Origin of the sequence: Halococcus sp. AFM35 (assembly GCF_051195015.1) — an archaeon.
Lineage (GTDB): Archaea > Halobacteriota > Halobacteria > Halobacteriales > Halococcaceae > Halococcus.
In genome coordinates, this window is record NZ_JBNTJU010000009.1 from 53,956 (window position 1) to 75,612 (window position 21,657).

At 64.8% G+C, this 21,657-nt stretch carries 21 protein-coding genes; 11 read left to right on the top strand and 10 right to left on the bottom strand.

All coding sequences use genetic code 11. The features are described from left to right. Positions 1 to 358: 358 nt before the first annotated feature. On the bottom strand, positions 359 to 1,315 hold the full coding sequence (locus ACQUQO_RS09160) for a succinylglutamate desuccinylase/aspartoacylase family protein (RefSeq protein ID WP_435077682.1): 957 nt from the start codon (positions 1,313 to 1,315) through the stop codon (positions 359 to 361). Positions 1,316 to 1,404: 89 nt separating this feature from the next. On the opposite strand from ACQUQO_RS09160, the gene ACQUQO_RS09165 reads away from it, so the two are divergent. Beyond that, positions 1,405 to 1,680, top strand: coding sequence for a DUF7536 family protein (locus ACQUQO_RS09165; protein WP_435077683.1), 276 nt, complete (start codon positions 1,405 to 1,407; stop codon positions 1,678 to 1,680). Here the strand turns inward: ACQUQO_RS09165 and ACQUQO_RS09170 are convergent. Then, positions 1,677 to 2,921, bottom strand: a complete 1,245-nt coding sequence (locus ACQUQO_RS09170; RefSeq protein ID WP_435077684.1) for a potassium channel family protein — start codon at positions 2,919 to 2,921, stop codon at positions 1,677 to 1,679. The genes ACQUQO_RS09165 and ACQUQO_RS09170 overlap by 4 nt on opposite strands. A gap of 81 nt (positions 2,922 to 3,002) precedes the next feature. Between ACQUQO_RS09170 and citZ the strand changes: the two genes are divergently transcribed. Both citZ and ACQUQO_RS09180 read left to right on the top strand, forming a co-directional pair. Next, positions 3,003 to 4,151, top strand: coding sequence for a citrate synthase (gene citZ, locus ACQUQO_RS09175; protein ID WP_435077685.1), 1,149 nt, complete (start codon positions 3,003 to 3,005; stop codon positions 4,149 to 4,151). 237 nt (positions 4,152 to 4,388) lie between these two features. Further along, the gene (locus tag ACQUQO_RS09180) at positions 4,389 to 5,450 is read left to right on the top strand and encodes a pyridoxal-phosphate dependent enzyme (RefSeq protein WP_435077686.1); all 1,062 of its coding nucleotides are present in this window, start codon (positions 4,389 to 4,391) and stop codon (positions 5,448 to 5,450) included. 1 nt (position 5,451) lies between these two features. On the opposite strand, the gene ACQUQO_RS09185 is transcribed toward ACQUQO_RS09180, so the two are convergent. Beyond that, entirely contained in the window at positions 5,452 to 6,222 is a 771-nt protein-coding gene (locus ACQUQO_RS09185; protein WP_435077687.1) for a sugar phosphate isomerase/epimerase family protein, read from the bottom strand. Between the two features lie 39 nt (positions 6,223 to 6,261). Continuing rightward, a complete protein-coding gene (locus tag ACQUQO_RS09190; protein ID WP_435077688.1) occupies positions 6,262 to 7,524 on the bottom strand; it encodes a TiaS agmantine-binding domain-containing protein in 1,263 nt (420 codons plus the stop codon). A gap of 144 nt (positions 7,525 to 7,668) precedes the next feature. Between ACQUQO_RS09190 and ACQUQO_RS09195 the strand changes: the two genes are divergently transcribed. Together ACQUQO_RS09195 and hemL are read left to right on the top strand one after the other, a co-directional pair. After that, positions 7,669 to 8,610, top strand: coding sequence for a transcriptional regulator (locus tag ACQUQO_RS09195; protein WP_435077689.1), 942 nt, complete (start codon positions 7,669 to 7,671; stop codon positions 8,608 to 8,610). A 163-nt stretch (positions 8,611 to 8,773) separates the two neighbouring features. Further along, entirely contained in the window at positions 8,774 to 10,114 is a 1,341-nt protein-coding gene (hemL, locus tag ACQUQO_RS09200) for a glutamate-1-semialdehyde 2,1-aminomutase (RefSeq protein ID WP_435077690.1), read from the top strand. Positions 10,115 to 10,117: 3 nt separating this feature from the next. Here the strand turns inward: hemL and ACQUQO_RS09205 are convergent, their stop codons facing one another. After that, the gene (locus ACQUQO_RS09205) at positions 10,118 to 11,881 is read right to left on the bottom strand and encodes an acyl-CoA dehydrogenase family protein (protein ID WP_435077691.1); all 1,764 of its coding nucleotides are present in this window, start codon (positions 11,879 to 11,881) and stop codon (positions 10,118 to 10,120) included. Between the two features lie 74 nt (positions 11,882 to 11,955). Between ACQUQO_RS09205 and ACQUQO_RS09210 the strand changes: the two genes are divergently transcribed. Beyond that, positions 11,956 to 12,609: a DUF7095 family protein gene (locus tag ACQUQO_RS09210; protein WP_435077692.1), complete on the top strand. Its 654-nt coding sequence runs from the start codon at positions 11,956 to 11,958 to the stop codon at positions 12,607 to 12,609. Here ACQUQO_RS09210 and ACQUQO_RS09215 read toward each other — a convergent pair. Further along, a complete protein-coding gene (locus ACQUQO_RS09215) occupies positions 12,606 to 13,640 on the bottom strand; it encodes a guanosine monophosphate reductase (protein WP_435077693.1) in 1,035 nt (344 codons plus the stop codon). The genes ACQUQO_RS09210 and ACQUQO_RS09215 overlap by 4 nt on opposite strands. A gap of 106 nt (positions 13,641 to 13,746) precedes the next feature. On the opposite strand from ACQUQO_RS09215, the gene ACQUQO_RS09220 reads away from it, so the two are divergent. Then, on the top strand, positions 13,747 to 14,046 hold the full coding sequence (locus ACQUQO_RS09220; protein WP_435077694.1) for a hypothetical protein: 300 nt from the start codon (positions 13,747 to 13,749) through the stop codon (positions 14,044 to 14,046). Positions 14,047 to 14,109: 63 nt separating this feature from the next. On the opposite strand, the gene ACQUQO_RS09225 is transcribed toward ACQUQO_RS09220, so the two are convergent. The 3 genes from ACQUQO_RS09225 to ACQUQO_RS09235 form a co-directional block, all read right to left on the bottom strand. Further along, positions 14,110 to 14,928 carry a deoxyribonuclease IV gene (locus ACQUQO_RS09225; RefSeq protein ID WP_435077695.1) on the bottom strand — a complete coding sequence of 273 codons (819 nt, stop codon included), beginning with the start codon at positions 14,926 to 14,928 and terminating at the stop codon, positions 14,110 to 14,112. Positions 14,929 to 14,976: 48 nt separating this feature from the next. After that, positions 14,977 to 15,789: a lipoate--protein ligase family protein gene (locus tag ACQUQO_RS09230; protein WP_435077696.1), complete on the bottom strand. Its 813-nt coding sequence runs from the start codon at positions 15,787 to 15,789 to the stop codon at positions 14,977 to 14,979. A gap of 243 nt (positions 15,790 to 16,032) precedes the next feature. Beyond that, positions 16,033 to 17,064: a pentapeptide repeat-containing protein gene (locus ACQUQO_RS09235; protein ID WP_435077697.1), complete on the bottom strand. Its 1,032-nt coding sequence runs from the start codon at positions 17,062 to 17,064 to the stop codon at positions 16,033 to 16,035. Between the two features lie 536 nt (positions 17,065 to 17,600). Between ACQUQO_RS09235 and ACQUQO_RS09240 the strand changes: the two genes are divergently transcribed. From ACQUQO_RS09240 to ACQUQO_RS09255, 4 genes are all read left to right on the top strand, one after another. Further along, entirely contained in the window at positions 17,601 to 18,620 is a 1,020-nt protein-coding gene (locus tag ACQUQO_RS09240; RefSeq protein WP_435077698.1) for a thiamine pyrophosphate-dependent dehydrogenase E1 component subunit alpha, read from the top strand. Next, on the top strand, positions 18,620 to 19,657 hold the full coding sequence (locus tag ACQUQO_RS09245) for an alpha-ketoacid dehydrogenase subunit beta (RefSeq protein WP_435077699.1): 1,038 nt from the start codon (positions 18,620 to 18,622) through the stop codon (positions 19,655 to 19,657). The genes ACQUQO_RS09240 and ACQUQO_RS09245 overlap by 1 nt, the downstream gene beginning before the upstream one ends. A 16-nt stretch (positions 19,658 to 19,673) precedes the next feature. Further along, positions 19,674 to 19,934 carry a lipoyl domain-containing protein gene (locus tag ACQUQO_RS09250; protein ID WP_435077700.1) on the top strand — a complete coding sequence of 87 codons (261 nt, stop codon included), beginning with the start codon at positions 19,674 to 19,676 and terminating at the stop codon, positions 19,932 to 19,934. A gap of 187 nt (positions 19,935 to 20,121) precedes the next feature. Next, the gene (locus tag ACQUQO_RS09255) at positions 20,122 to 21,240 is read left to right on the top strand and encodes an MFS transporter (RefSeq protein ID WP_435077749.1); all 1,119 of its coding nucleotides are present in this window, start codon (positions 20,122 to 20,124) and stop codon (positions 21,238 to 21,240) included. Here the strand turns inward: ACQUQO_RS09255 and ACQUQO_RS09260 are convergent. Beyond that, positions 21,181 to 21,531, bottom strand: a complete 351-nt coding sequence (locus tag ACQUQO_RS09260) for an asparaginase domain-containing protein (protein WP_435077701.1) — start codon at positions 21,529 to 21,531, stop codon at positions 21,181 to 21,183. The genes ACQUQO_RS09255 and ACQUQO_RS09260 overlap by 60 nt on opposite strands. Between the last annotated feature and the right edge of the window lie 126 nt (positions 21,532 to 21,657).

Below are 21,657 nucleotides of genomic sequence, written 5' to 3' on the forward strand. Positions count from 1 at the left end.
TGAGCGTCCGCGCGAGTGAAACGAGCGCGGTTCACGAGAGACGCTTCGCGTCTCTCTGGCTCTCGCTCACTCCCTGCGGTCGTTCACGAGAACACCGCTCGCGCGGTTTGCGAGCGGGTGTTTTCACTCCAGATTTTTCAAGGAGCGGTCGGCGAACGAAGTGAGTCGACCCGACGTGGTTCGAAAGGCGCGAAGCGCCTTTCGTCACTGAGCGGGACCTTCGGTCCCGCGAGGTCGTCGGCGCGTCGCGCCGACTGCAAGCGATTCCTTCGGAATCGCCCCGTCCAAAAGAGCCGACGGCTCTTTTGAGGATGCCGAGACGGCTTCGCCGTCTCGTAGCACAGAAAAAAGTGGGGTTTTAGACGGTATCGATGTCGGTGCCGACCGAGCAGACGTACTCACCGGTCGCCACTTGGGGAAGGCGGCGGCTGCGCCAGAACACGCCGTCGACGTCGGCGGTCGTTTCGGCTTTCACGTGCCCGAAGACGTCGGTCACGCGGAAGAGCCGGTCGCCATGCTCGACGCGCTCGCCGAGGTCGACCTCGAAGTCGACGAGACCGCCGGCGGGCGCACCGTACTGTTCGAAGCCGGTCGCGCGGGTCTGGTCGCCGTTGGTGATGTCGCCGTCGAGGAATCCATGCGCCGTGAGAACGTTACGGACGCCCTCGACGCCCGCACGGACGCTGTCGGCGTCGAGACCCACTGCACCGCCGAGTTCGGGGTCGATGGTGGGAATCCCCTCGTCGGGAGCGGCGCGGGCGAGCTGACCGTCCGGTCCCTTCTGGTCGAGGACGTGCCCACAATCGAAGGTCCGTGCGAGGTCGAGACACTCGCCGTGGAGGTGGTGACGCGGGCCACAGCGGACTCTGGTTTCGTGAATCATCCGGCTGGTCGAGCCTTGATGGAGGTCGAGCGCGAGGTCCGCCCGCTTGACGACGTCGAAGGTTGCTGCGGCGATGCGCTCGGAGGAGGTGCCGTGTTCGTCGCCGGGGTAGGCCCGATTCAGTTTGGTGTCATCGACGGGATTGCGGTGTTCGGCCACCTGAAAGGCGTGGATGTTGACGATGCCGACGATGAGAATCGTGCCTGCGAGATTCGTTGGGTCGAGTCGAGGGACGAGTTTCCGAACGACGCCGACGCCGTTGAGTTCGTCGCCGTCGCTTGCGGCCTGTATGTAGAGCGTCTTGCCCGCTTCCGCACCGTTGATGACACAGACGGGAAGCCCCGCCCGAGCGCCGTCGCGCGTCTCGCCGACCGGCAATCGCCCGGTGTCGATTTCGCCGGGAGCGGCGCTCGCAGTTCCGAGGCTCGTCATTATCGAAACAGGACTTCCCGACGCTCTTGAGGCGTTCGATATTCGGGCCGAACCGACGCGGATTTGGGGGTGCCAAACGTGGTTCGAACGTGTCGAGGGACGCTCCCGAGCGCCCGCCGACTGCCCGATTCATGGCAGCGCTGTCGGTCGCCCGGAACGCGAAAATCGGGTTCGCCAGCGGCGTTGCGGTCGCCGTGCTCGCCTATCTCTTCCGTGTTTTCGAGGTGCTGGGACCGTCGGCGGACACGCGCGGGTCGCCGCTGCTCTTTCTGACGCTCGCGCTGACGCTCGCCCTCGCCGTCGCCGCGCTCGTCGCGCTCGCGCTCACGCTCGTCTCGGCCTATCGGCTCGCGCGCGAGCCCTAACTGTCCTCGCCGGCGAGCGCGCCGAGTCGTTCGGCGGCCGTCCGCGGTCCCTTCGCCAGCACCACGTTGCCCGCCCGGAGTTCGGTTGCGGGGCCGGGCGAGACTTCCCACTCGTCGCGCGTCCGCGTCACCGTCTCCGGCGTCACCGATTCGCCGGTGACGTCTTCCTTTCCTGTCCGCCGGACGGCGATGACGCGCATCCCGGTCTCGGTTTTGACCGTCTTTTCGCCGAGGGTCGCCCCGTCGAGGTCGCTGCCGCGCGCGACGGTCAGCCGGACGATGACCTCGTCGGACTCGCCGACGGCCTCGGCGATGACGGGATGGGAGCCGATGCCCCTGAGGACGCCCTCGCTGATCTCGACGGCCGCATCGGAGATGACCTCCGTGCTGCGGGCGAGGTGGACCAGCCCACGCAGCGAGACGGGGTCGTCGATGCGGCCCGCCGCCCGGAGCGTCCACGCCTCGAAGCGGTCTTGGAGCGCGTCGACCTCGGCTTCGAGGCTCACCACCTCGCTGGCGAGGTCGTCGCTGTCGAACAACACCGCGCCGTAGGCCAAGTCGACGGCGAGTTCGCTCATGTTTTTCATGAGAACTACCGAATCGGTTGCCCGCTCTAAGTCCCCGATGGCCGGTTCCGGCGGGCTTGCCGGCGTGTAGGCGGTGGTGGTTGTGCTCTGATAGACGCCCGCGAGCGCCGCCTCGGGACCGCGAAAGAGCACGACGTCCTCGGCCCGCAGCGCCGTCTCGTGGTCGGGGTTGAGCACCCACTCGCCCGCACGGTGCAGCGCAATCGCCCGCACGCCCGTCTCGCTTTCGAGGTTGAGGTCGCCGAGTGTCGACCCGGCGAAGCGCGCGTCGGCGGCGACCTGTGCACGCACGACCGTCTCGACGGCCTCCGGGAGCGCGCCGCGAATCGCATCGGGCAGACCGATCTCTTCGAGGACTATCTTGGCGATGTCGCCGGTCGCATCGCTCACCTTCTCGGTCGCGCCGACGATACCCACTACTGGGGCGAGCGCCTCGGCGTCGTCGGGGCTACGGGCGGCCATCAGCAGGCTCATCCGCGTCTTGAGCTGGAGGACGTCCATCTCGGCTTCGAGTTCGAGCACCTCCGCGGCGACCTCCCGGTTGTCCAGAAGCACCGCCGAGTACGAGAGGTCGATCATGAGCTCGGCGATGTCCTTCATCTCCGCGAGGAGCTGTTTGACGCTCCGTGGCTCGTAGCCGACCTCCCGTGGCATACCCGAAATTCGACAGGCGATGGGAAAAGCTTGCCGCGGTGCAACGGTAATGCTTTTCCCGGAAGGTCCGAATCCCTACGTATGGCCGATGACCTCCAGAAGGGCCTCGACGACGTGTTAGTCGCGGAATCCTCGCTCAGTCACATCGATGGCGACGCCGGGCGACTCGTCTATCGCGGCTACGACATCAAAGACCTCGCGCGCGAGGCGAGCTACGAGGAGGTCCTCCACTTGCTCTGGCACGGCGAACTCCCCGACCGCGACGCGCTCGATTCGTTCGTCGCGGAGCTATCCGCCGAGTACGCGGTCGAAGAGGAGGTCATCACGACGCTGCGTGACCTCGCCGAGGCGGGCGAGCGCCCGATGGCCGCGCTGCGAACCGCGGTCTCGATGCTGTCTGCGAGCGACGCCGAGGAGACCGACCCCGAGGACCTCGATGCCTCCCTGCGGAAGGGCCGCCGCATCGCCGCGAAGGTGCCCACGGTGCTCGCGGCCTACGACCGCCTGCGCAACGGCCAGGACCCAATCGACCCCCGCGAGGACCTCTCCTATGCCGCGAACTTCCTCTACATGCTCTCCGGCGAGGAACCCGACGACGTGGCCGCCGAGACCTTCGACATGGCGCTCATCCTCCACGCCGACCACGGCCTCAACGCCTCGACCTTTACCGGCATGGTCATCGCCAGCACGCTTGCCGACACCTACAGCGCCGTCACCGGTGGAATCAGCGCGCTCGCGGGCTCGCTTCACGGTGGTGCGAATCAGGACGTGATGGAAACTCTACTCGAACTCGACGAGAGCGACAAGGACCCCACCGAATGGATCCGCGACGCCATCGACAACGACCGCCGGATTCCCGGCTGGGGCCACCGCGTCTACAACGTGAAGGACCCGCGTGCGGAAATCCTCTCGAAGAAATCCGAAGAACTCGGCGAGACCTCCGGCGAGAAGAAGTGGTACGACTACGCCGCCGCCATCGAGGAATACCTCACCGAAGAGGAGGACTTCCCGGCGAAGGGGCTTGCACCCAACGTCGACTTCTATTCGGGGACTGTCTACTACCAACTCGGTATCGACCTCGACATGTACACGCCGATTTTCGCGATGAGCCGCGTCGGCGGCTGGGTCGGCCACGTCCTCGAATACCAGTCCGACAACCGCCTCATCCGCCCACGCGCACGCTACGTCGGGCCGAAAGACGAGGAGTTCGTCCCCATCGACGAGCGATAACCGAACCCCACTTTTTTACACGGGGGCATCGCGCTCGCTGCGCTCGCGCTCAACCCCCGTCCAAAAACCTGGACTAAAAACTCCTGCTCACTCGCTACGCTCGTTCGCAGTGAACCGCGCTCACTCCGTTCGCTCGCCCTTCATCCGCCAGGCACCGCACCGCAGCCGCACCGCCGACCACACGAAAACGCCGCGATGGACCGTCAGGTACTGGTTCGTGACGCACGTTCGAGTGGTATGCCACCCGACCTCCGCTGTGCTGCCTGCGGAAATCGCTACGCCGACCGCTGGCGGTGTACGTGTGGGCAGCCACTCGATTTCGTCACCCGACCGCTGCCAGACGGCTCCCCGCCCGCACCGGCCACCCTCGACACCCGCGAGGGTCTGTGGACGCTCGACGACTTCCTTCCCGTCGAGCGCCGCGTCACGCTCGGCGAGGGTTGGACGCCGCTCCTCGGCGCACCCACCTCGAACACCGAGTTCAAACTCGAATCCGTCTCGCCGACGGGGAGCTTCAAGGACCGCGGCGCAGCGGTGACGGTCTCGCGGGCGCTCGCCTGTGGGGCCAAGCGCCTCATCGAGGATTCGTCGGGGAATGCAGGAACCGCCATCGCGACCTATGCGGCCCGTGCAGGCCTCGAAAGCGAAATCTACGTGCCAGCGGACGCGACCGCGGCGAAGCTCCGGGCCATCGAGCGTACGGGTGCGGAGGTCGTTCGCGTCGAGGGGTCGAGAGCGGACGTGACGAAGGCGGCCATCGACGCCGTCGAGACGGGTGCGGGCTGGTACGCGAGCCACGCGTGGCGACCGTCGTTTTACGCCGGCACTCAGACGGTGGCCCTCGAAATCGCCGCCCAGCGTGACTGGCAGGTTCCCGAGGCCGTCGTCTGCCCGCTCGGCCACGGCACGCTACTTTTGGGTCTCTATCGTGGGTTTCGCGCACTCGCCGATGCAGGTTGGCTAGCCGCGGAGCCACGGCTACTCGGTGCACAGGCAACCGGCTACGCTCCATTCGTCGGGGGTTCCGAGAGCGACAACGACCGCGCCGACGGCATCCACATCCGCGAACCGGTCCGTGCCGACGAGATCGAGCAAGCCATCGCGGAAACGGGCGGCGACGCAATCGCCATCGACGCCGATGCAACGGAACGCGAACACGAACGCCTCCACAGGGCGGGCTTCCCCGTCGAGCCGACGAGCGCTGTCGCACCGGCCGCTCTCCGAGACTACCGCGAGCGCGGAGTGCTCGCCGCTGACGCCGACGTGGTGGTGCCGCTGACCGGTCGAGCGAAGAACTGACTCAGAGGAGCGCGTCGAGCCGCTCGACGCTCGTCTCGATGTAGCCCCAATCGAGCGTGAACGTCTCAATCGAGAGCGTGCCGGTCCAGTTCTGTTGCACGGGTTCGAGAACCGCCCCGAAATCGAGCGTGCCAGCGCCGAAGGGCAGGTGCTCGTCGGCGGGCCGGCGGGTGTCGTTCAGGTGGAGATGGGACACTCGCTCGCCGTGCGTAGCGAGAAAGTCGGTCATTTCCTTCGAATCCATCCCGTTCATCCGCGCGTGGCCGGTGTCGAAGGTCATGTTCGCCCCTGTTTCATCGAACAGGCGCGGAAACGACTCGCTCGGGAAAAAGTCACCGGGAACGTTCTCGACGCATATCTCGAAATCGTGTTCGTCGGCGAACTCGTCGAGTTCGCGCACCGAGTCGATGAGATGGTCGTGGAGGTCAGCGTGCTCCCAGGCGGGCGACCACGCCGACGTGCTCGCGTGGACGACGCCCTTTTCGGCACCGCAGTCGGCGGCCGTTTCGATGGCCGCGAGCAGTTCGCGCAGCGCGCCCTCGCGGACGTGTTCGAACGGCGAGGCGATGTCGAGGGCGAAGGGGAGATGCACGGCGAGGTCGATGTCATTCTCGGCGGCGCTTTCGCGCACTGCTTCGGCGTCGAGTCGGGACCGTTCATGTGCGCCATCCATCATCAATTCGACGAAATCGAGGTCGAATTCCCCGGCATGCCCGAACGCTTCCTCGTAGCCCATCCCGACCTGCGTGACGAACCCGCGTCGAATCCCCATGCACGGCGCTCGGGGACGCAGGCGCTTGAATCCGTGGCGTCAGCGCTCGGGATGGGTCGGTGCGTCGAACCCGCCACGCACGAGCGGCTTGGCGATGTGGCGGCGCGCACACGGCGGCACCTCGTACCAGCCGGTTTCGAGGTCGCGCTCGACCGGTCGCGCGACTTTCCCCGGTGCACTCGTGTCGCAGTCCCGACAGCGATAACCCTGTCCGCGGCCCGCACTCTCCATCGAGCGCCCGCAGTCGGGACAGGGTGGAACTGTGCGCTCGGTGTCCACGAGGTCGCGGACGGCGAACTTCTCCAGTTTCAGGGTACCCTCCGAAACCTCGCCACAGACGGTGAGGTCGTCGCCGACCCGGAGCGCGCGAACCCGCTCGCGGAACCGTTTCGTGGGTTCGAAGGCCGCACAGGCGAGCGCGCCATCACCGTCGCCGAGTTCGAAGAAGACGTGCCCGCCACGGCGTGTTGTTGGCGCGTTCGACACCCGACCATCGAGCCGGTAGGCTCGTCCGTCCTCGCTGGTTTCGATTGTGCCGTCGCGCAGGTGCGCGTCGGTACCCTGATTGGTCACGAACAGGCCTCCTCGCTCGACTGGTTCGTTCTCGATGCGCTCGGCAACCGCACGGACGGTTTCGGGGTCGTCGCCACGAATCCCGTGGAGAATCGGGCCGGGCGCGTGCGGCACGCAGACCATCGCTCCCTCGCCGCGGTCGACGGTGTCCCATGCGCTTGGATAGCCCCAGTCGGCGGCCGCAAACAGCGAGTCAGCGTCGATGTCGCGCGGCGTTCCCCGTCTGTGAGACTCCCGATAGCTGATGTATTCGTAGGTCGGGTCATCGAATGCCTGCCACGCGCCGACCGCCGCGAGCGCGCCGATGACGCCTCTCGAATTTCCCCAGCCGGTGTGGCGATAGCCGACCGATTCGACGTGCGATTCGGCCTCCGCAAGCGTGAGGAACTCGCGAACCGCGCGCCGAGAGAACTCGACGACCGGTTCCGGTGCGTCGTCACCCGGCGCAACCACGATACCGGGGTTCGTCCGCGGGTCATCGGTCGCGGCGAGGGCCTCGACCGCCTCGCGGGCGATGGTGAGAGACTTCTCGGCAGCGAGGTCGGTGTGCACACAGAGCGCGGCGTTGCCCCGCGTCTTGTGCTCGATGGCGGGGTTGAGTCGGACGAGCACCAATCGTTCGACCGCTCCGCCGGCCGCGCGCACTTCCTCGGCGACCCGTGCGGCGAGATACGTCGTGCACATCCCCTGCTCGCGCGAGTCGGTGTCGTCGAGACCGATGAGCGTCACACTCTGTGTACCCCTTCCCGCGTCAACGGCGTTCCGGCTCGAAACTCATATATAAATATTTCGCCGCTCGTGACATGAATCGCCGGAGGAGGCGGTCTCCCGCCGGCACAACCACTATATACGATGCGCTACTTACGTATGGACATGTCCCGGTCCGCGCTCGTCGGCAACGTGACGGCCATGCTCGAAGACGCGGGCTTTCTCGTCAGCGAGCGATGTGCGGTCCGCCCGAAGAGCTTCGACGTGGCCGCCCGCCGCGACGACACAGTCCTGTTGGTGAAGATTCTGGGTAACATCGACGCTTTCGATTCCCGTACTGGCATCGAGATGCGGCGGCTCGGCACCCATCTCGACGCCACCCCGATGGTCGTTGGCCTGCGAACCCGCGACGAGGAACTCAAGCCGGGCGTGATGTACCTCCGTCATGGAGTCCCGGTCCTGAGTCCCGACACCGCCCTCGACCTCTTCATTGAGGACGTACCGCCGATGATATACGCCGCTCCCGGTGGTCTCTACGTGAACATCGACGGCGAGGTCCTCGCCGACGAGCGCGCCGAGCGCGAGTGGAGTCTCGGCCGGCTGGCCTCCGAAATCGGCGTCTCGCGGCGGACAGTGTCGAAGTACGAGGACGGGATGAACGCCTCCGTCGAGGTCGCCGCCCGGATGGAGGACCTCCTCGACGCGCCGCTTGCCAACCCTGTCGACGTACTCGGCGGTGCCGAAGACCTCGCCGACGAGGACGCGAGCGACGACGAGACCGACGACGCGCTCGTCGCCGTGCTCACGAGAGTCGGTTTCAACGTGCATCCGACGACGCGCGCGCCGTTCAAGACGGTGAGCGAGGACGACGGCGACGAGGAGAACGTTCTGACTGGACACTCGACGTTCACCCAGACCGCCGAAAAGCGCGCCCGCATCATGTCCTCGCTCGGCACCGTCACCCGCACACGCTCGGTCTACGTCGTCGACGATGCCAGCCGCGACGCCGTCGCCGAGACCGCACTCATCGAACGCGAGGAGATCGCCGCCATCGACGACCCCGACGCCCTGCGCGAACTGATTCGCGAACGCGCGGCATCATCCTGAACGTTTTTACTGCGGGGTGGTTCGAAAATCGCGGAGCGATTTTCGTCATTGTCGAGCTTTGCTCGACTTGCAGTCAGAACGCTTCGCGTTCCGACGACATCACGGAACGGTTTCGCCGTTCCGTCTCAGTAACGACTTTCAGCCCGCCGGTCGAACTCGGGCCATGAATCACGATAGCTCGCGCGACCTCTACGACCGTGCGCTCTCGGTGCTTCCCGGCGGCGTCAATTCGTCCGTGCGGGCGACCCGACCCTACCCGGCGTTCATCGAGCGCGGCGACGGCGGCCACGTCATCGACGCCGACGGCAATCGCTACATCGACTACGTGATGGGCTACGGACCCCTCCTGTTGGGCCACGACCTGCCCGAATCGGTGCGTGCAGCGGTCCAATCGACGATGAGCGACGGGCCGATGTACGGCGCACCCACCGAAATCGAGGTCGAACTCGCCGAGTTCGTCGCCCGCCACGTCCCCAGCGTCGAGATGTTGCGTTTCGTCAACTCGGGTACCGAGGCCACCGTCTCCGCCGTTCGACTCGCCCGTGGGTACACCGGCCGCGAGAAGATCGTCGTCATGCAGGGCGGCTATCACGGCGCACAGGAATCGACACTCGTCGCGGGCGATTCGGCGAACCCGCGGCCGTCCTCACCCGGCATCCCTCAGTCGTTCGCCGAACACACCATCCCCGTGCCGTTCAACGATATGGAGACCATCGAGGACGTCTTCGCAACCCACGGCGAGGACATCGCTGGTGTGCTGACCGAGCCGCTGCTCGGCAACACCGCGGGCGTCATGCCAATCGAGGGCTACCACGAGCACCTGCGCGACCTCTGTGACGACCACGGCGCACTCCTGATTTTCGACGAGGTGATGACTGGCTTTCGCGTCGGCGGCCTCCAGTGCGCCCAGGGGAAATTCGGCGTGACGCCCGACCTCACGACCTTTGCGAAGATCATCGGCGGTGGCTTCCCGGCGGGTGCGGTCGGCGGCCCGGCCGAAATCCTCGAATTGTTCACTCCTGCGGGCGACGTCTTCCAGTCGGGTACCTTCTCCGGCCATCCGGTGGCGATGGCCGCCGGTCTCGAAACCCTGCGCTACGCCGCCGAAAACGACGTCTACGACCACGTGAACCAACTCGGCGAGGAACTCAGGGGCGGTATCACGGACATCGTGGCCGAGCGTGCGCCGGGCTACACGGTGTTGGGAACCGACAGCATGTTCAAGCTCGTCTTCACGCGCGCCGGCTCGACGGACGTCAGCGAGACCTGTGGGGCGGGCTGTCGCCAGACGCCCGACTGCGAACGTTTCGCGCGCTGTCCGAAGACGGGGGCCGACGTCGAGAACGCCGAAACCGACCGTTGGGAGAGGCTCTTCCGACCGGAAATGAAAGAGCAGGGAATCCTCCTCACGGCGAACCAGCTCGAATCGGGGTTCGTCAGCGACGCCCACACCGACGAGGACATCGAGGAAACCCTCGAAGCCTACAAGGAGTTCTTCGAGTAGCGGTCAGTCGTCGACTGTCATCGTCGTGGCGAGTGTCTCGGGCGCTGCGGCGGCATACCGAACGATTTCGTCGAAGCGTTCGATGGCGAAGCGCTCGCCGTCGGTGATGCCACGCGCGCCCGATTCGCACAGTCGGGTGTCGACGAAGCGCTTTGCGACCAGTGCCTTCCGGGCGTCGCCGCGGTCGAGTTCTCCTTGGGCCTCGGCGAGCAGCAGCGCCGCGGTATAGACGTCGAAGACGTATTCGGCGAGTTCTTTCGCCTGCAACTGCGCCTCCTCGGTGTCCGCCCCTGCGAGATGGGCGAGCGCCTCCTGTAATTCCGCGAACTCCTCCTCGACCGTTTCGCCGCACTCGGCCAGCGCGCGGTGGTCGGCCGCGTCGATGTTTTCGCGGATGGCGGGCAACAGCGCCTCGTGGGCGTCCTCGCGCTCCATCGCCCGGAGCAGGTCGAGGCTCAGAACGTTCGAGGTCCCTTCCCAGATTGGCAATACTTGGGCGTCTCGGAGCAGCCGCGGCGTGACGTGTTCCCTGACGTAGCCGTTGCCGCCGAGCACTTCGCAGGCGTAGGAGGCGGTCTCGACGGCCATTCGTGCGGTCACCTGCTTCGCAATCGGGACGAGCGCACGTAGCAATCTGAACGCCTCCTTACTCTCCTCGCGCCGATACTGGTCGAGCAGGCGCGCACACTCGAAGGTAAAGGCCGTGGCGGCCTCGTAATCGACGGCCATGTCCACTAAATCGCGGCGCAGCAACGGTTTCTCTTGGATGGGTTCGCCGAACGCCTCGCGGTTCGCCGCTCGAACCTTCGACTCCAGAAGGGCGCGGCCCATGATGCCCACAGCGCCAGTGACGTTCGAAAGCCGCTCGAAGTTCAACATTTCAGTCATCTGTCGGAAGCCGCTCTCCGGCTCGCCGACGAGATACGCCTCCGCGCCCCGGAACTCGATTTCGCCCGTGGGCACCGAAATCGTCCCGAGCTTGTCCTTCAACCGGCGAAAGAGCGCGTCGTTGACCTCGCCGTTCGGTTTCGTGCGCGGGACCAGAAACAGCGAGAGACCGGCGGTTCCCTCGGGTGCGTCGGGTCGGCGGGCCAGCGCGAGCGCGCCCTCGGCGTCGATATTGGAGCAGAACCACTTCTCGCCGGTGAGGCGGTAGGTTCCATCGTCGGCTTTCTCGGCGACGGTCTCGTTCGTGCCGACGTCGCTGCCGCCCTGCTTTTCGGTGAGGAACATCGCACCCTCGATGTGGTCGTCGCCACTCCGACTGGTGAGCCGCTCGAAGTAGTCGTCGAGGCTCCCGTCGTCGAATGCGTCGAGCACGAGCGCGACGCCGGTGGTCATCGAGACCGGACAGACGAAGCCCATATCGACGTACGAAAGCAGCGTCTGCTGGGTCAGGGTGTGGGCTAGCCCCACCGGCTCGTCGCGGCCCGGTGGCGCGTGGAAGGCGTCGTGGGTCAGGCCGAATTTCTCGTACGCGAGGCGCTCGTTCTCGTGCTGGGTGGGATGATATTCGACCTCGTTTCGAACCTCACCCTCTTTGTCATACGTGTGGAGTTCGGGTCCGTGCCTGTCAATGCGGTCGGCGTTGTCGGCAACCGTCGAGCCGACGACGTCCCCGAACTCCCTCAGTCGTGACTCGGCCCACACGAACTCCTCGTCGGGATAGGTCCGCCGCGCCTCGTACTGGAGCGTTCGGTCGAGGTCCCAGTAGTTCACGTCACGGCCCGTCTCGAACGTTCCATAGTCGATTGCCTCGCGTGTCATACCCCTCCATCCGTTGGAGCCACAATAACTGCTGGGGCGAGTCGCTTTTTCCGTGCGGGCGACTATGACTGCCAATGACCGACTTCGCCCGCGAGGAGGCCGTCGCGCGCATCGAGCGCCTCGTCGAAACAATCGAAGAGGAATCGATGCCCGTCCCGGTGCGCGAGGTGTGGGTCTACGGCGATATCGCGCTCGGTCTCGACCCGGTCGAGCGTCTCGACGTCTACCTCACGAAGGACCTACTCTTTCATGGTGACGACAATCGCGAGGCCGCATTCCGCGAGTCACACGGCATCGAGGGCATCGGTAAGACCGTGAGCGCCGAGTGGGCCGACGAGCACCCTGAACACATCCGCGCGAATCCGAACGGCTACGCCGCCCCCGAGAAGTGTCTCGCGGCCCACCTCGTGGACGAGCGCGAACCAATCCACCTCGAAGTCTGCAACGCGAGCTTCGAGGACAACGTGACCCAGCGCCTCAAGGGGGCGATGGCCCGCGAGAACTACGAGGAACTGCTCGACCCGCGCGGGGTCTGTCTCTGGCTCGATGGTCGGCGCTCGGACGAGGCCTTCGAGAAGCTTCGAGAGGGGGAGTTCGTCTTTCCGACGCTGGCCGGCGCGCTCGGAATGGTCGGAATGGACGAGACCGAGGCCGAGCGGGCTGCCGACGCGGTGCGAACATATCGCGAGCGACAGGAGGGCGCGAGCGTCCGCGGCGATGTCGTCTAGCGCTCGCGGACGCTCGCGTGAACGCCCTCGATTGCCTGCGCGCCGGCGGAGTTGTGGATAAACTCGGCGTTTCCCTGAACGGCCGGAATCGACGCTGCGCCACAGTACGACAGCCCCGAGCGAATCCCACCTTCGAGGCCTGCGACCACGCCCGCGAGGTCGCCGCGGTAGGGCACGGCTCCGGCAATCCCCTCCTCCATCGCGGTCTCGCCGTTCTTGTCCGTGCGCTCGTTGTTGGCCTCGGTCGAGGCCATCCCCCGCGAGCACTTGTATCGAGTTCCGTCGCGTTCGATTGTCTCACCGGGTGCTTCGGTCGTCCCGGCGAGTAGCCCCCCGAGCATCACCGCGTCCGCTCCCGCGACGAGTGCCTTCACCGCGTCGCCGGACTTCCTGATGCCACCGTCGGCGATGACGGTCACGCCGTGCTCGCTCGCGGCCTCGGCACAGTCCGAGACCGCCGTGAGTTGGGGCACGCCGACGCCGGTTACTTCGCGGGTCGTACAGTGTGAGCCGGGACCCACGCCGACCTTTACGCAGTCCGCGCCGGCGGCCGCGAGGTCCGCAACGCCGGACGCGGTGGCGACGTTGCCGGCGACGAGCGGCGTTTCGGGGAACTCCGCGCGGAGTTCGCCGACCGCATCGAGACAGCGCTCCATGTGACCGTGGGCGATGTCCACCATCACGCAGGCCGCGCCAGCCTCGACCAGCGCTGCCGCCCGTTCGAGATACGCCTCGTCGATGCCGACCGCGCCGCCGGCCCGCTCGCCCGCCGCGACCACCCGCCGGACCTCGGCGGCCTGCTCGTCGATGGGGAGAAATCGGTGTAGCGTTCCGAGACCGCCCGTTTCCGAGAGAGCAATCGCTGCCTCGCTCTCGATGACGGTATCCATCGGTGCGCCGAGGATCGGGCTATCGAGCGCGAGATTCGGCGCGAGTCGTGTTTCGAGGCTCACGTCGGCGCGGTGGGCGACCACCGAACGCTCTGGCACCACCAACACGTCGTCGTAGCTTACCCCATCGCGTACGTCCATGTTCAACCCTCCCCTCGTAGAGAGCCGTTCCGTATCAATCGTTCGCTCCCCGAGCCATCGGGAAATACGGGAACAGTTAACTTCCCACCAGCCGTCGGCCGGTCGCATGGTCGAGGACATGGAGGGACGGCTGACCCGACGACGGACGCTCTCGCTGTCGGCCGGCGCGCTCGCGGTCGCGCTCGCCGGCTGCACCGACATCGGTCTCGGCGGTGGCGAGGGCGGAGAGGGTGGCGATGATGGCGGAGGCGGCGGTGAAGGTGGCGAGAACGGTGGCGGTGGAGAGGGCGGAGAGCAGGAGGGCGGTGGTGGCGACGGCGGTGGAGATGGGGAGGGAGGCGGTGGTGAGCAGGAAAACGGCGAGGGTGGCGGCGGTAACGGTGGCGAAGGTGGAGAGGAGGGCTAAACCGAGAACCGAGTTCGGCAACCGGAGCAGCCACTTCGGCCGGAATCGCTGCGCGAACCGGTTTCAGTCGGCGCGGAGTTCACGAACGCGGTCGATGTTCCACGCGAATCCACGCCCGTCCTCGGTCGGCGTTTCGAGGACGAACGGGACTCCCTGGAGCGTGTCGTGGTTGATAATGGCGTGCATGCCAGCATCGCCAATCGACCCCTCACCGATGTGGGCGTGTTCGTCCTTGTTCGTGCCGCAGGCGTGTTTCGAGTCGTTGAGATGGAGACAGCGAAGCTCGTCGAGTCCGACGGTGTCGTCGAAGGCGGCGACGGTCTCTTCGACCGCCTCGGGCGACGAGAGGTCATAGCCCGCCGCGAAGGCGTGGGCGGTGTCGAGACAGAACTCGATATCCACATGGCTGCGGTCGCGGACGGCCGCGAGGTGGGCGAACTCGTCGCCCAACTTGGTGCCGCTGCCGGCGTCGCTCTCGACCAGCAGCGTGACCTCGGATGGGATATCGAGCTCATCGATGGCGCTCGCGGCGTTGTCGAGCCCGTTTTCGACGCCCGTGCCGGTGTGTGCGCCGAGATGGACGTTGACGTACTCGATTCCCAACCGTGAGGCGGCGTCGCACTCTGCTTGGAGGCTCGCGATGGATTTCTCGCGGAGGTCGTCTTTGGGTGTGGCGAGATTCACCAGATAGGAGGCGTGGATGACCCACGGGCCGAGGTCCGAATCACGAAAGCGGGCGGCCTCCTCGTCGTCGATATCGGGACCGGCCCAGACTTGGGGCGAGGCCGTGAATATCTGTCCGCAGTTCCCGCCGACGTCGGTCTGGCGTTCGATGGCGTTATCGACGCCGCCGGCGATTGAGACGTGTGCTCCGACGTGCATGCGCGGACATCGCCGCCGGCACCCATAGGACCGTCGAAGGACGACGACCTACCCGGTCGGGTCCTCCCGGCGGCGGTTCCAGTCGTCGCTTGCGAATTTCTCGCGGGCGCGCTCGCGCGCTCGGTCGAGTTCCCCGTCGGACCACACGCCCTCCTCGGCGTCGGCCCAGTCGGCGAGCGCGTCCTCGAACGCCGCGACCGCCGTCTCTCGGCTCACGTCACCCTGTTCGCGGACGTTCGTCACTCGCTCGTCGAATCGCTCCGCGGAGGGCGGGTCGGCGAAACACGCGAGATGGCGCTCGGTCGCGTCGTCGAACAGTATCGAACCGTGTTGAATGACGCTGTCGCGGCGGCGGTACTGGGCGTTGCCGCTGATTTTGCGCCCATCCGGGGCGACCACGTCGTGGGCCGGATGCAGCGCGCGCAGGTAGCAGGCGGGGTCGTGGATGGCCGGGCGGTCCTCGCTCGCGAACGACACAGGCGTGTCGAGGCGGTCAAACCCATCGAACAGGGGTTCACAGAGCAGTTCGTAGGTCTCCATCAGGTCGCCGGGCAGTTCGTCGGCCGGCGCGACGATGGAATAGGAGATGTCACCATGACTGTCGTGATAGATGCCGCCGCCGCCGGTCGGCCGGCGCGTCACCGAAATTCCCTCGCGCTCGCAGAACTCCCAGTCCACGGTCGAGGGGTCCTGATGATATCCCAGTGAAAGCGTCGCCGGCTCCCAGCGGTAGACGCGCAGGGTTCGCGGGCCGCCACGAGCGGCGGTCTCGGCGGCGATCTCGTCGAGCGCCATGTTCAGTGGCCCCCTTCGAACGTCTTCCCGAATGAGCCGCCACTCCTGGTCGTCGATATCGGCCATACCTGCTGAAGCGACCACCGGACCAAAGCCGTTGTGGAGGCCCGTAGATGAGAGAACCAAAACCCGTGCACGAACTCTGTGTTCCGATAGAACAGATGCAGTTTTCGTGAGTGGAACCCATCACCTCTTCTGCAAACCTACCTTCCGAAGCGATCAAACTCGGACGAGGAGGACGACGGGCTCTCGGACGCGTGGGGGAAGCTGTGCGGCGAGTAGGAACGCGTGAGCCATTTGTGGCGCGGATTACCGGACACGACGGGTAAGGACGAACACGAGCACGGCCATCAACAACGACCCGACGAGCGCCTCGAATCCGGCCAGCGACCGCGCGAGCAGTCCTATTGGCTGCATATCGCCGTAGCCGAGCGTAGCGAACGTGACGACGCTGAAGTAGAGTCCCCTGAACAGCAGGTGGATGAGGTGGTCTGGCGGCGTCGAAAGCGGTGCTTCGAGGTGGAACGTTCCGCCCTCGGATTGACGAAATCCACCGATAAGCGGGTATATCACCCCACAGCACGCGATCAGTCCGAGCGAACTGGCGACGACTCGCGTCGGACTGGTACCGTAGCGCATCACCCACCGTGAGCCTTCGAGCTTGAGCGCGCGGAGGTACTCACCGCGCGCCCACGCGGCCCGCCGTCGGGCGCTTTTCTCGCCGAGATAGCACGTCCGCGCGCGGCGCGGGAGGGCGTCCTGTTCGAAGAGCCGTCGGAGTTCGCGGTAGGTCCAACCCGTCGCTTCGAGCGCGGCGAGACGCGTTTCGTGGTCGTCCGCCTCCGACACATGTTCCTCGTAGACCACGCAGTCGCCGAAGTCACTCCGCCGGTCGAGACGTACGTCGGTGAAGCCGGCGCGATAGAGCCTCGCCCGGTCGAGGGACGCCTCCCGGAGATCAGCGGCGACGAACGTTGCGTTTTCGAGGTTCGCACCGTCGAATCGAGCCTGTCGCGCATCCACGCCGTCGAACGTCGCCCGCCGGAGGTCAGCATCCGAGAGGTCCGCACCGCGAAGGGTTGCGTCGGAGAAGTCCGCACCGACGAGACTCCGCCCGCATAGCCAGTCCGCGCCAGCGAGATCCGCATGCCGAAGGTCCGCGCCGTCGAGACGCTCGCCCGGTGCCGGCCGATGGGCGTTGAGCGCCTCACGCGTCTTCGGTCCCGACGCGTGCCAGAAACACCGCTCACCACCATCGCATACTGGCCGCCAGCAGTAGGCCGTGCCACGGTCTAGAAGCCATTCCACGTCCTCGACGTAACCACATCGCGTCTCGGACATCATCCGGAACGGAACGACGGTTCGTTGTAGGTCTTTTAGCCAGAGTTCGTCTATCTGTCACGGAAGCTTGCGCTATATCCGAGTATAGAGGGCGCGCTCCCGCCGCACAGTCCAATGGCAGCAATCAGCCCGAGCGGTTCATTGAGGTGAGCGAGCGTCTGCTCGATCCCCGATGGCCGGATTCATCCACCGTCGGCCCGGCGCGCGTAGATTCCGTTCCCGATCATGGAGATGATCACCTCGTCGTCATGGCTGAGTCCCTCTCTTCGACTCTTCACGTGGCCGCGGTCGTTCTGGCTCTCCGAGAGTCGCTTCTCGATGACCTCACTTCGGCGTTCATCCGGCTGAGTCGGCGGTCTGGCGACAGTATGTGGGCCCGTGCGCTCCCACTCGATGTCGAGGGTGTCCTCTCCAGTCCTTCTCAGTCGTCTATAGATGTTTGCGGAAGAGTGGAATTGACGTCAATTACGTTTATGTGAATGGAGTGCTATGTCTGTACGGGGGTTATCATGTTAAGTGATACCGAATTGCAGAAAATGTACGGTTGGATGGTGACAGCACGGTACTACGAAGAACGGCTCCAAGAGGAGTACCTGGAGGGGAAACAGCCAGCATTCGATATCTCGGCCGGCCCGATTCCGGGCGAGCTGCACCTCGCTGCTGGCCAAGAGGCTGCCGCTGCCGGCGTGTGTGCTCATCTCCGCGGTGCCGACACTGTAACCGCCCCTCATCGTCCCCACCACGTCGCTATCGCCAAAGGTGTCGATCTCGACCGAATGACCGCCGAAATTTTCGGCCGGCGCACAGGATTGTCCAAGGGCAAGGGTGGCCACATGCATCTGTTCGATGCCGAGGTCAACTTCGCGGGCAGCGGCATCATCGCCGAAGGCTGTCCGCCAGCAGTCGGGGCGGCACTCGCAGCCAAAAAACGCGGCGAGGACAGCGTCGCCGTCGCGTACCTCGGCGAAGGCGCGATCAGTCAGGGTGGCTTCCTCGAATCGCTCAACCTCGCGAGCGTCCACGACCTTCCGGTGGTGTTCGTCATCGAGGACAACGACTGGGCCATCAGCATGCCCAAAGAGCGAGTCACCGACGTCGAAAACGGTGCCAAGCGCGCCGACGGGTTCGACATGCCCGGCATGCGCGTGGACCACGACGACGCGGTTGCGGTCTATGAGGCTGCGGGCGAGGCGGTCGGACGCGCGCGTGACGGCAACGGGCCAACCCTCCTCGAAGTGCAGGTCCATCGGCGGATGGGACACTTCATGGGTGACGCCGAGGGCTACCGCCCCGATGCTGATACGGAACGGGCGAAACAGCGCGACTCCATCGAGCGGATGGAGAACACACTCCAGAACGCGGGCATCGACGACAGCACTATCGAGGACATCCGCGACCGGAGCCACGAACGGGTCGAGGACGCCATCAAGTGGGCCAAAGACCAGCCCGAACCCGACCCCGAGGAGGCTTACGAGGACGTGTTCACGAACCCGCCGGCGGGATGGACGCCCAATCCGGAGCCGGAACCCGCCGAAACCACGGGAGGTGATGACTGATGGCGGAAGCAGACGAGCCAGAAGCAACCGAACCGGCTGCGGAGCGCGAGATAACGATGAGTCGAGCGATGGTCGACGCCATCGCCTCGGAGATGCGCGGGAACGACGACGTGTTCGTGATGGGCGAGGACGTTGCCGATTACGGTGGTATCTTCGACAGCACCGAAGGCCTGCTTGAGGAGTTCGGTCGGGAGAAAATCATGGACATGCCGATCAGCGAGACGGGATTCATCGGGGCCGCCGTTGGGGCCGCACAGGCCGGCATGCGCCCCATTGCGGAGCTGATGTTCACGGATTTCTTCGGAGTCGGGATGGACCAAATCTACAACCAGATGGCGAAAAACACCTACATGAGCGCCAGCACGGTGAACGTCCCGATGGTACTCCTGACGGCTGTCGGCGGTACCTACAACGATGCCGCCCAGCACTCACAGACACTGTATGGCACCTTCGCCCACCTACCGGGCATGAAGGTGGTGGTTCCGAGCACCGCCACCGACGCCAAGGGACTGATGCATACGGCGATCCGTGATGACGACCCTGTGGTGTACATGTTCCACAAACGCCTGATGGGTATCGGCTGGATGCCCGCCCCGGATGGCCCAAAGACCCCGGTCCCCGAAGACGACTACACCATCGAGTTCGGTGAGGCAGACGTAAAGCGAGAGGGTGACGATGTGACCGTGGTGACGCTTGGTCTCCACGTCCACCGGGCACTGGAAGCCGCTGATGACCTTGCAGAGGATGTCGACGCTGAAGTAATCGACCTCCGAACCCTGGTCCCGCTCGATACCGAGACCGTGCTCGAATCGCTTCGGAAAACTGGCCGACTCGTCGTCGTTGACGAAGATTACCATTCGTTTGGGCTGTCGGGCGAAATCATCGCTCGGGCTACAGAGGGTGCGCTCGACGAGCTATCAGCCGTCAGCCGAGTAACGATGCCGGACGTGCCCATCCCGTACGCTCGGCCACTGGAACAGGCGGTCAATCCGGACACAGCGGACATTGCTGACGCTATTCGGGAAGTCGCCGAATGAGCGAGCGCACCCACAGATGAGCGGAGAGACTGTCGTCGTGGATTCGGCAGCGGTATGGCCCGCCGACTCCGATGATGTCGAGGAGGCAATCGTCTCGAACTGGTTCGTGCATGAAGGGACGGCGGTAACGGAAGGTGAACCGATTGCCGAGATTCAAATCGAGAAGGTGAGTATCGACGTCCCGGCCCCCACGACCGGTGAGGTAGCTGAGATCGTGATCGACGAACAGGACGAGTTTCAGCGCGGAGATGTGTTGGCACGGGTTTCTCCCGTGTGATTTGACAACCGGATTTTTGTGCTGGCACTGCAAGTGTTTTGAAACCTGCTTGGTTACGGGCGAACTACCGGAGCTGATGGATACACTGCCTTCTCTCCGACAGGAAATAGGCGCACTATGGGCCGATGGAAACGGAAAGAAGCTGATCGCGATTGCTCTCGGGTGGGGACTCCTGAACGGAATTCGGATGATCTATCCGGTGTTGTTGCCATCATTGGGCGAGAGATTCGGTCTCACGCTCACCACTGCTGGCCTGTTAGTCACGCTCATCTGGGTCACCTATGCGATTGGTCAGGTTCCAGGCGGCGTTCTGGCTGACCGATACGGTGAGCGGACGATATTGACAATGGGGTTGGTGATCGTCGCTGGTGCAGTGTCTTTGGTCGTTCTCGCTCCGACAACGTGGAGCCTATTCGCTGCAACCGGATTGATCGGCGTCGGATTGTCCCTGTATCCGGTCGCACGAATCACTGTTCTCTCGGACCTCTACCCCGACCGTATCGGTCGTGTGCTGGGAATCACGATGGCAGCGGGTGACACCGGTCAGACAGTCCTTCCGTTGGTCGCTGGCATCCTCATCGGTCTCACGTGGCAGCTCGGTCTCGTCTTTGTCGTGCCCCTCCTCGTCGTTGTCGCAATCGCCGTCTGGCGAGTTCTCCCATCGACCGTCTCGTCGGACACAGCAAACACGGAACTGTCTCTCCAACGGGCAATGACTGTTCTCCGCGAGCTCTACCATCCGACGTTGGTGATTATGGCAGTCATTTTGTTTCTGTATATCGGTGTTTTACAGACGTTCTCGGCGTTCTATCCCACGTATCTGATCAATAACAAAGGGTTTTCCTCGACGACAGCAAGCGCGCTGTTCAGCCTGTTTTTCGCTTTCGGCATCATTGCCAAGCCGCTTGCCGGCATTGCATACGACGTGATCGGTATTCGGCGCTCGCTGCCAATCGTACTCAGTGGGGCCATCATCGGATTCGCCCTCCTCCCCTTTCTCGACCAGTTCTGGTTGCTCGCAGGGGATACGGTGCTCATCAGTTCGATGCTCGGTTCGGGGGCAATCACTCAATCGTATCTTTCGGAGACGATTCCGCCGGAGATAGAGGGCACTGGACTGGGAGCCGTCCGGTCAAGCGCCTCGTTGTTGGCCTCGATGGGTCCGGTGCTCTTCGGCGCGGTCGCCGAGCGTGGCTTCTTCGACGAGGGCTATCTCTCGTTGGCGCTTCTCATGGGAATTGTCACGTTACTTACTCTTCGACTTCCCGGTGAAACGGAGTCGAGCGGTTCGGGTTCGACGAGTTAATATCGTATTACCAACTCGAAGACGTCCGTGCTCCTCCATGGTGTCAGTGCCGTGGGTGATGACGACATCATCGGTCCCGTCGTCAACAGCAGTGCGAGTCCGTTCAGCCAGCGCTGTGAGCGACTCGGCATCCATATCGAAACTGGGCGTCTGCACCACCTTCGTTGTCTCGATGTCAGCGTACGATTCGAGCTCCGGAACCGCGACGATGAGGTCCACGCCGCTCTTGCTTGGCGTTGTGGTTCGGTAGGTCGCGTGTGACCGTTCGACGGAGCTTTCCAGAATCGCCACGTTTGACCGACCGACGGATTTCGAGATGGCCGATCTCGCCGTCGTCTTGGTCCGAGTCGAGTATAGACGTAGAGTTCCCCTCCCCCTCCCCTCCAAACCCTCAGCCAACCGAACTGTGACGCAGGG